General features: G+C 33.3%; 11 protein-coding genes. 9 read left to right on the forward strand and 2 right to left on the reverse strand.

The genetic code is table 11. From position 1 onward, the window contains the following. The 9 genes from SULYE_RS03205 to SULYE_RS03245 all read left to right on the forward strand — a co-directional run. Positions 1-1,230 (forward strand): GltB/FmdC/FwdC-like GXGXG domain-containing protein (locus SULYE_RS03205; protein ID WP_007546445.1); only part of this gene is annotated, 1,230 nt, incomplete at its 5' end. 261 nt (positions 1,231-1,491) lie between these two features. Continuing rightward, positions 1,492-2,055: a thermonuclease family protein gene (locus SULYE_RS03210; RefSeq protein ID WP_007546446.1), complete on the forward strand. Its 564-nt coding sequence runs from the start codon at positions 1,492-1,494 to the stop codon at positions 2,053-2,055. A 3-nt stretch (positions 2,056-2,058) separates the two neighbouring features. Continuing rightward, complete coding sequence (gene lepB / locus SULYE_RS03215) at positions 2,059-2,781, forward strand: signal peptidase I (RefSeq protein WP_007546448.1); 723 nt, start codon at positions 2,059-2,061, stop codon at positions 2,779-2,781. Positions 2,782-3,299: 518 nt separating this feature from the next. After that, a complete protein-coding gene (locus tag SULYE_RS03220; protein WP_007546450.1) occupies positions 3,300-4,010 on the forward strand; it encodes an RsmE family RNA methyltransferase in 711 nt (236 codons plus the stop codon). Positions 4,011-4,027: 17 nt separating this feature from the next. After that, positions 4,028-4,456 (forward strand): YMGG-like glycine zipper-containing protein, encoded by a 429-nt coding sequence (locus tag SULYE_RS03225; protein ID WP_007546452.1) that lies wholly within the window; start codon positions 4,028-4,030, stop codon positions 4,454-4,456. 12 nt (positions 4,457-4,468) lie between these two features. Further along, the gene (gene hemB / locus SULYE_RS03230; protein WP_007546454.1) at positions 4,469-5,446 is read left to right on the forward strand and encodes a porphobilinogen synthase; all 978 of its coding nucleotides are present in this window, start codon (positions 4,469-4,471) and stop codon (positions 5,444-5,446) included. Next, positions 5,436-6,335 carry a 5'-3' exonuclease gene (locus SULYE_RS03235; protein WP_007546456.1) on the forward strand — a complete coding sequence of 300 codons (900 nt, stop codon included), beginning with the start codon at positions 5,436-5,438 and terminating at the stop codon, positions 6,333-6,335. Before hemB ends, SULYE_RS03235 begins: the two co-directional genes overlap by 11 nt. Then, positions 6,335-6,964 (forward strand): endonuclease III, encoded by a 630-nt coding sequence (nth, locus tag SULYE_RS03240; RefSeq protein ID WP_007546458.1) that lies wholly within the window; start codon positions 6,335-6,337, stop codon positions 6,962-6,964. The genes SULYE_RS03235 and nth overlap by 1 nt, the downstream gene beginning before the upstream one ends. 9 nt (positions 6,965-6,973) lie before the next feature. Beyond that, complete coding sequence (locus SULYE_RS03245; protein ID WP_007546459.1) at positions 6,974-7,966, forward strand: DHH family phosphoesterase; 993 nt, start codon at positions 6,974-6,976, stop codon at positions 7,964-7,966. A 355-nt stretch (positions 7,967-8,321) separates the two neighbouring features. Here the strand turns inward: SULYE_RS03245 and fabZ are convergent, their stop codons facing one another. Together fabZ and SULYE_RS03255 are read right to left on the reverse strand one after the other, a co-directional pair. After that, positions 8,322-8,753 carry a 3-hydroxyacyl-ACP dehydratase FabZ gene (gene fabZ / locus SULYE_RS03250; protein WP_007546461.1) on the reverse strand — a complete coding sequence of 144 codons (432 nt, stop codon included), beginning with the start codon at positions 8,751-8,753 and terminating at the stop codon, positions 8,322-8,324. A 2-nt stretch (positions 8,754-8,755) separates the two neighbouring features. Beyond that, on the reverse strand, positions 8,756-9,394 hold a 639-nt coding region (locus SULYE_RS03255; protein WP_007546462.1), incomplete at its 5' end, for a UbiA-like polyprenyltransferase.

Raw genomic sequence — 9,394 nt, forward strand, 5'->3', positions numbered from 1 at the left:
GTAGACGGTGGAATCAAAACAGGTAGAGATATTATCATAGGAGCATTGCTTGGAGCGGAAGAATTTGGATTTGGAACCGCTTTAATGGTGGCTGAAGGATGCGTAATGGCAAGACAGTGCCATTTAAATACATGCCCTGTTGGAATAACAACGCAGGATAAAAGACTTAGAGAAAAATTCCCAGGAAAGCCGGAGCATATTATCAACTACTTAAAATTTGTCGCTCAAGAAGTCAGACAGTATCTTGCAGATATGGGATATAAAAGCTTAGACGAAATCATCGGAAGAGTAGACCTATTAAAACCTGCTATACCAACAGACCATTATAAAGCTAAAAAATTGAAATTAGACTATGTATTACAAAAACCAGATTTCTCTAAACCTATCAAATGTATTCAAGATACTAATCCGATACCACAGTCAAAACAACCGTTTGATTTAGAAGTATTAAAAGATGTACTTCCTGCAATTGAAAAAGATGAAAACTTCTCAGGTTTTTATGTTTTGAGAAATACTTACAGGTCGTTTGGAACAAGAATAGCACATGAAATCGTAAAGAGATACGGAGATAGAGGATTAAGAACAGGTAAATTAGAGCTTAATTTAAGAGGAACAGCAGGACAAAGCTTTGGTGCATTCTGTGTTCCGGGAATGATTTTATCTTTAACAGGTCAGGCAAACGATTATGTAGGCAAAGGAATGGCCGGCGGAGTAATCATAATCAAGCCACCAAAAGAATTCAAAGGTGAAAGTCATAAAAATGTAATTGCCGGCAACACAATACTGTATGGAGCTACAGGCGGACAAGTTTATATCTCCGGAATAGTCGGAGAAAGATTTGCAGTAAGAAACAGCGGGGCTACGGCAGTAGTTGAAGGTGTTGGAGACCATGGTTGCGAATACATGACAGAAGGAACAGTTTTAATACTTGGAAAAATAGGCATAAACTTTGGAGCCGGTATGACCGGTGGAACAGCTTACATCTACGACCCAGAAGGTGAAGTAGATAGAAAAATCAATAAATCGTATGTAAAAACTGAAGCACTTGAAGAGGAAGACATAGAAGAGATAAACAAACTCCTATTAAAACATGTTGCCTATACAGAAAGCAAAATAGCTAAACATATATTAGACAACTTTAAAGAAGAAATTAATAACTTTGTTAAAGTTGTGGCAATAGAATCTAAAAAACCTGCATTAGACACAGATGAAGCAGTTGTAGGAAAGTAAGAGATAATGAGTTCTTATCTTACTTGCTTATTTCATTTTAAAATTTTAAAATATATCTTAGGGTGAGAAGTTAGTGGTTTTTATAGAATTTGTAAAGGAGATCCTTCGGACTTGCGTCCTCAGGATGACAGAGAAAGGTATGTTGGTAAACATCAAAAAAAGGGTAGCCTTATTTGTCATTATTAGCGAAGCGAAGAATCTCATACTTTTATTGAATTTCTCACCCGACGTAATTGTTTTATTTAAAGAATGGAGGAGTTAATGAAATTAGCTAAGCATTATTTAGTTTTACTCTTAGCATTGTTAATAAGCTTTCAGCTTTCTTGCGTAGGTTCTAATAAAAATGGCAATTCTAATAATTCAAGTACTTCAGAATCTAAAACTTTAAACCTTCCGGAGGCTACTGTTGACCATGTGATAGATGGCGATACAATTGTAGTAATATTTAATGGTCAAAAAGAGCATGTGAGATTAATCGGGATTGATACACCGGAAAGCAGAATGAATAAGAGAGTTGAGAAACAAAGAGAACTTGGAGATGCTGAAAAAGTTATAGAGCTTGGTCAAAAAGCAAAGGAATTTACGAAGTCATTAGTAAAACCAGGAGATAAAGTTTATTTAGAGTTTGACGTTCAGCAAAGAGATAAATATGGCAGATTGCTTGCATACGTATACTTAAAAGACGGAAGGATGTTAAATAAAGAAATTATATGCAATGGTTATGCAATGCTATTAACTGTACCGCCAAATGTTAAGTATCAAGAAGAATTCAAAAAATGCTATCAAGAGGCAAGAGAAAAAGGATCAGGCTTGTGGAAGGAGTGAATGGTGCAGCAGGATAAAAAATTAGACAATACTCAAAAAAAACAATCTATCAAGCACTTTATTGAAACCATAGTTTTTATATTCGTCGTTGTATCACTTGTTAGAGTTTTTCTTGTTCAGGCTTTTAATATTCCTTCCGGCTCGATGAAGCCAACTTTACTTGTAGGAGACTTTATCCTTGTTAATAAATTAGTCTATGGTAACTGGGATGTTGGAATTCCGTTTACTAATATTACTTTTTACCATCACAACAATAGACTTGCAAAGATAGACAGGGGAGATGTTATCGTATTTAAGTATCCTGAAGACCCTTCTATAGACTTTATAAAAAGAGTAATTGCCCTTCCGGGCGATATAGTAGAAGTTAAGAATGATATCGTTTATTTAAATGGAAAGCCTTTAAAAAGAGAGCCGGCAGGATTTTATGAAGAAGAGAATGAAAAAGTGAAAAAATACATAGAGACAACCTATAGAAGCGATGGTAAACCATACTCGTACACTATTATGGAAATAGAAGACGGTATAGGACCGGATTTTGGACCTATTCAAGTGCCACCAAACAGCTATTTTGTAATGGGGGATAATAGAGATAACTCAAAAGACAGCAGATTTTGGGGCTTCGTACCGGATGATTATGTAATAGGTCAAGCTTTTGTGATTTACTTCTCTATAGACTTAAAGAAACCATCTATAAGATTTGATAGATTAGGTAAAGTTATTTATTAGAAGGTTTAGTGAAGGTTTAGTAGTATAAAAACCATATTTTATTTTAGGATGCTTTAAAATTTTAACCAAGTCTAAAAATTAATTAACTTTTGACTGTTATTCTGCAGCAGGCAAAAATCATCAATCCTTCTACATCTCACTTATTCATTGTAAGGACAACTCATAAATTGCCTCTAATTTTCTCGCTTTTTTAAGATAAGGAGAACCTTCGGACTTACAGCCTCAGAATGTTCTATGTTAAATGTCAAGTGCAAAAATTTTCATCAAATGGTTCTTCGCTTTTAATGCACTATATGCCTGCCTTAATAACCCTACAGCCACTAATGCTAACTTAACCTTATCTTTACTTATTAACCTGTCGTATAATTTTCTGAAGCATTTATTAGACCTTAATTGCTGATAATTCTTTTTAGATAATTCTTTTATCTTTCTATTGTAAGAACAGAAAATTTAATTTTAGGCTAAAATTTATACAATTTTAGAAATTCTATATATTGCGATTAAAGGATGGGCAAAAAATGAGCTTACCGAGATTCATAGGAGAAAAAGAAGGTAATTATTTAGTTTTAAAAGACCAAGAATACAATCATGCTGTTAAAGTTTTAAGAGTTAAACAAAATGATTTAATAGAAATCAATACGTTTGATGGTAATGTTTATCTTGCTAAGGTAGAAGATATTAGCAAAAATCAGCTTATAGCCCTGTCAATAGAAAAAATCCCTATCAAAGAAGAAGAATTTAAAATAACATTATACCAATGTATGCCAAACCAACTTTCAAAGATAGATGAAATTATAGAGCCATTATCACAGCTTGGAGTTTACAAGCTAATCCCTGTAATATCCAAAAACTCAGCAGTAAAAGAGCAAGATGTAGCCAAAAAACTTGAAAAATGGCAAAGGATAGCTCTTAACTCGATAAAACAATGCAAAAGACCATTTCCGTTGATTATTGAAAAACCTATAAAACTATATAATATTAAAAGTAATGACGAATTAAAAGTTGTATTTTATGAAAAAGAAAAGCAGAATAAAATTAAAATGCTTATGAATAAAACTTTCAAAACTGTGTCAGTTTTTATAGGAAATGAAGGTGGATTTAAAGAAGAGGAGATTGAATATCTTAAAAAAGAAGGTTTTATTCCATTGTCCTTAGGAGATTACATTTTAAAAATGGAAACTGCTATAATAATTGGAATATGTCAAATTAAGTGTATTTTAGAAAATTAAATTTGGAGGTAATAAAGATGAAAAAAGTAATAGCACTTGGAGTACTCACGGCGTTTATGGTTACAGGCTGTGCAGAAACTTACAGACCATCTCAATCAACTTATGAAGGTGGTGTAATTGGAGCAGTTACAGGTGCTACAGCAGGAGCAATTTTATCTAATGATAACAAATGGAAAGGTGGTGTAATTGGTGGTGTAATTGGTGCCATAGCCGGAGCTACAATAGCGGAAATATCAAAAAGAGGAGCTATAGAGGCAGTTCAAACTAACAAACCGGTAAGATATCAAACTGAAGACGGAAGAGTTGTATATCAGGCAGAACCGGCTGGATACGATGCAAAAACAAAATGTCATAAAGTCCATGAGAAAATTTATGAAAATGGAAAATTAGTCAAAGACCAAGTTAAAGAAGTCTGTGAATCTGAAAAAATAGAAAGAAAATATTAATTAGGAGAAAAAATGTTCCCGGTTAATAGATTAAGAAGGTTAAGAAAAAATGAAAATATAAGAAGGCTCGTTAGAGAAAATCATCTTTTGGTCGATGACCTAATATATCCAATTTTTATAGAAGATGGAAAAGACATCAAAAAAGAAATACCATCTATGCCGGGAATATTTAGATGGTCGTTAGATAGAGTCAATGAAGAGCTTGATGAAGTGGCAAACCTTGGGATTCCAGCAGTGCTTTTGTTTGGAATCCCTTCCCATAAAGATGAAGTTGGTTCGGACACCTGGAGTGAAGAGGGAATAATCCAAAGAGCTATAAGGCATATTAAAAAACATTATCCAAATCTGTATATAATCACAGATGTTTGTTTTTGTGAGTACACATCACACGGTCACTGCGGAGTGCTACACGACCACGATGTAGACAATGACCTTACTCTTGAAAATACAAAAAAACAAGTAGTATCTCACGCAAAAGCCGGTGCGGACATGGTAGCTCCATCCGGTATGATGGACGGAGTTGTTAAAACTATAAGAGAAGCTCTGGATGAAGCAGGATATAAACACATTCCAATAATGGCATACTCGGCTAAGTATGCATCTTCTTACTATGGACCATTTAGAGAGGCAGCAGATTCAGCACCTGCATTTGGAGATAGAAGAACCTACCAAATGGACCCGGCAAACAGAAGAGAAGCGTTAAGAGAAGTAGCCATTGATATAGAGGAAGGTGCGGACATTGTTATGGTTAAACCAGCATTGTCTTATCTTGATATCATAAGAGATTTAAGAAATACATTTAATGTGCCTATCGCAGCTTACAACGTTAGCGGTGAATATTCAATGATAAAAGCAGCCGGTAAGCTTGGATGGATTGATGAAAAAAAGGTTATGCTTGAAACTCTTATCTCTATGAAAAGAGCTGGAGCAGATATAATAATCACATACTTTGCAAAAGAAGTTGCTAAGATACTGAAAAATGAAAAATAAAGTTTTATTAATAGACGGCTCATCTTATTTGTACAGAGCATACTATGCACTGCCGCCTCTAACTGCTCCGGATGGAAGACCAACAGGTGCAGTGTATGGCTTTATAAGAATGCTTTTAAAAACATTATCAGTCTTTAACACTCCATACGTAGCCGTTGCATTTGACCTTCCCGGAAAAACTCTTCGCCATGAAAAATTCAGTGAGTATAAGGCAACAAGAAAAGAGACCCCTGACCCATTGAAGCAACAAATCCCAATATTAAAAGAAATAATCCAGCTTCTTGGAATAAAAATTCTTGAAATACCCGGTTATGAAGCTGACGATATCATCGCTACATTGTCAAAAAAAGCAGAAATAGAAGGCTACGAAGCTATTATAGTTACGCCTGACAAAGATATGAACCAGCTAATTTCAGACAATATAAAAATCTTTAATCCGGTAAAGGAAGAGCTTTTAGATAAAGAAAAAATCAAAGAAAAATACGGAATCTATCCGCAGCAGTTTATAGACTATCTTACAATGATTGGCGATGCTGTAGATAATATTCCCGGTATAAAAGGAATTGGCCCTAAGACTGCTGCTGCTTTACTGCAAGAATTTGGAAGTTTAGAGAATATATTAGAAAATGTGGATAAATTAAAAGGTAAATTAAAAGAATCTTTCAAAGAAGTAGACAAAGAGCAGCTTCAAAGAATGAAAGAAATAATAAAATTAGATGCCAACATTGAGATAAACATAAAAATAGAAGACTTAAAAAAATCAAAACCAGACTTAGAAAAGCTAAAACAAATCTTTCAAGAATTAGGATTTAAATCATTGTTAAAAGATGTAGAAAAAAGTAATTTAAAAATTAAAGAAGAAAAGATAGAGCAAAAGAGCTTATTCTGATGGCATTTACACAGCATGAGTTAATAGAACGATTAAAAAAACATTTTCCTGACCCAAAGATAGAGTTAAATTATGAAAATGAATTTCAACTATTGATTGCCATCATTCTGTCAGCACAGACTACTGATAAGAAAGTCAATCAGGTTTCTCCAATTTTATTCAAAAAATATCCAACCCCTCAAGCCCTTGCAAACGCAGACTTAAAAGACCTTGAAGAAATAATAAAGCCACTCGGTTATTATAGAAGAAAGGCAAAACTTATAAAAGAATGTGCTAAAGCAATTGTAGAAAAATTTAATGGACAAATTCCAAAAACATTGGAAGAGTTAATTTCTCTTCCCGGCGTTGGGAGAAAAACAGCGTCGGCATTTCTTGTGAATGCTTATAAAATTCCTGCTATTGTAGTAGATACACACGTTAAGAGAGTTGCAAAAAGATTAAAAATAACTAATCAAACTAATCCGGAAAAGGTAGAAAAAGATTTGGCTAAATTCTTTTCAAAAGAAAATTGGGCTTATATCTCAAATGCCTTAGTGTTATTTGGTAGGTATATATGCACTGCAAACAAACCAAAATGTAAAGAATGCTATGTTTCTGATATCTGTCCTTATGAAAAAAAGAACCTGTGAGGTAAAAAGATGGAAATGTCAATTCCAATAATAGAAAGACTCAAAAGAGAGGAAAAAGATATTCTTATATTTACACACGAAAACCCCGATTGCGATGGAATCGGTAGCATGATAGCCCTTTATCTTTTCTTGAAAAAACTTGGTAAGAACGTTACAATGGCTATGAAAGATGATTTTCCTTTTGTTTGCGATTTTATGCCCGAAGTAAATGAAATAAAAAAACTACCAATAAATCATAAGTTTTCCGTTGCTATTTTAGTAGATGCGTCAAGCAAAAAACGTGCCGGTACAGAAGTTTATGCAGATGAAATTATCAGAATAGACCATCACATCGGCGGAGAGTTTGAAAGTATTTATGATATCGTAGATGATTTTAGTCCTTCTACAACTGCCGTGATGACTTATGTGCTAAGAAATTGGGATGAAGATCTGATAGATGAAAAAATAGCCACTGCCTTATACGCAGGTTTGATTACAGATACAGGTTCTTTTAGATACAACAATACAACAGACAAAACCTTTGAAATAGCAGAATTTCTAGTCAAAAAAGGTGCAAATCCGCACCATATTTCAAGAATGCTATATGAAAGAAATAAACTCAATGTTTTAAAGTTATTAACAAAAACACTTTCCACATTGGAGCTTTATCATAACGACCAAATAGCGGTTCTGACAGTATTTAGAGATTTTTTAAACGAAACAAATACAAAAGAAGAAGATACAGAAGGTTTTGTAAATTTTGCAAGAAGTGTAGATACGGTTAAAGTTGCTGTTTTAATGATTCAAAGAGAAGATTTAAAAACGTGGAGAATTTCTATAAGAGGAAAGGGCGAGGTTGATGTTCAGAAGATAGCTCGTAAATTTGGTGGTGGCGGACATAAAGATGCATCAGGATGTAGAGTTGTTGGTAACTATGAAGATGTAAAATCTAAGTTGGTTGAGGCAATAGCGGAAAGTATTGATAATTTAGAGAAAATGCAAGTATTACAAGAGATTGTTTAACAATATTCTAAGATTTTTTTAAGTTTACTTTTTCTGAGGTTATTCTAAATCTTTTAAGTTGTATTAAATATATGCGTAAAATTAGTAAAAGCGTTCTAAAATTTTTGCAAGTTTTGCCTTTTTGTCATCCTGAGGCTACAAAGCCGAAGGATCTCTTTTTTAAGAAAGAGCGAAAAAATGAGATTCTTCGCTTACGCTCAGAATGATATTTTTGAGGTACAAATATAGAGATTCTTTGCAGGCTGCAGAACGACGATCAAGTGGTTAATTTTAGACTTAGTTAAAATTTAAAATCACCATCATTTTTTTGCCATTTTAAAAAGAATAATTGTATATGTTTTAAGAACTCTTAAGCTTACTTCTTTTTAACCGCTGCCATTAAGATTGCCTCACAAACTACCTGGTCGTCAACTTTTGCAACGGCTTTAATTTTTCCCATAGATTTTTTAATGTTGATGCCTTCAACTTCAAATATAATTTGGTCTCCTGGAACAACAGGCTTTCTAAATTTTGCTTCTTCTATACTTGCAAATAAAACTATTCCATCTTCTATACCTGCTTTTTTGAGCATCAAATATGCTCCAACTTGTGCCATCGCTTCTATTATTAATACTCCTGGCATTACTGGATTTCCGGGAAAATGTCCTATAAAAAACGGCTCGTTTATAGTTACATTTTTTAAAGCTTTGATTTTCAAGTTTTCTATATCAATCTCCAAAATCCTGTCAACGAGTAAAAATGGATATCTGTGTGGTAAAACTTCCATTATTTTTAATATATCTTCCATTTTCAACCTCCGATAAACACATCTAATAAAACAATTATGCTAAATATTATACTAACAAAACCATTAACCGTGAAAAAAGCTTTATTTATCTTTGATAAATCATTTTCTTTTATAAGTAAATGCTCATAGACCAAAAATCCACTCAAAATAAATACTCCTGCAAAATATATGTATGACAAACCTGCAAAAACTCCTGTTAAAATCAGACAAATAAATGTTATAAAATGAAAAGTTCTTGATATTAATATTGCATTTTTAATACCATATTTTACAGGGATAGAGTAAAGTCCAAAAGATTTGTCAAACTCATAATCTTGTAAAGCATAAAGAATATCAAAGCCTGCTACCCAAAAAGCCATAGCTGTACCAAGAAATATTGCGGATATTTCAATACTGCCTCTTAAAGCTATGGAAACAGCAATCGGAATTAAAAAATAAACTAACCCAAGAATAAGATGAACATAAGAAGTAAATCTTTTCCCGGCTGGATATAATAATAAAAGTAAAATCACAACCGGAGACAACCAAAATGCAAGCATGTTTAATTTATAAGCAGAAAATATAAATATAATTGAAGATATAAGCCCAAGAGCCATTATCTCGTTTGGTCTAACTTCACCTTTTGCAGATGGCCAGTTCTT

This window comes from Sulfurihydrogenibium yellowstonense SS-5, assembly GCF_000173615.1.
Lineage (GTDB): Bacteria > Aquificota > Aquificia > Aquificales > Hydrogenothermaceae > Sulfurihydrogenibium > Sulfurihydrogenibium yellowstonense.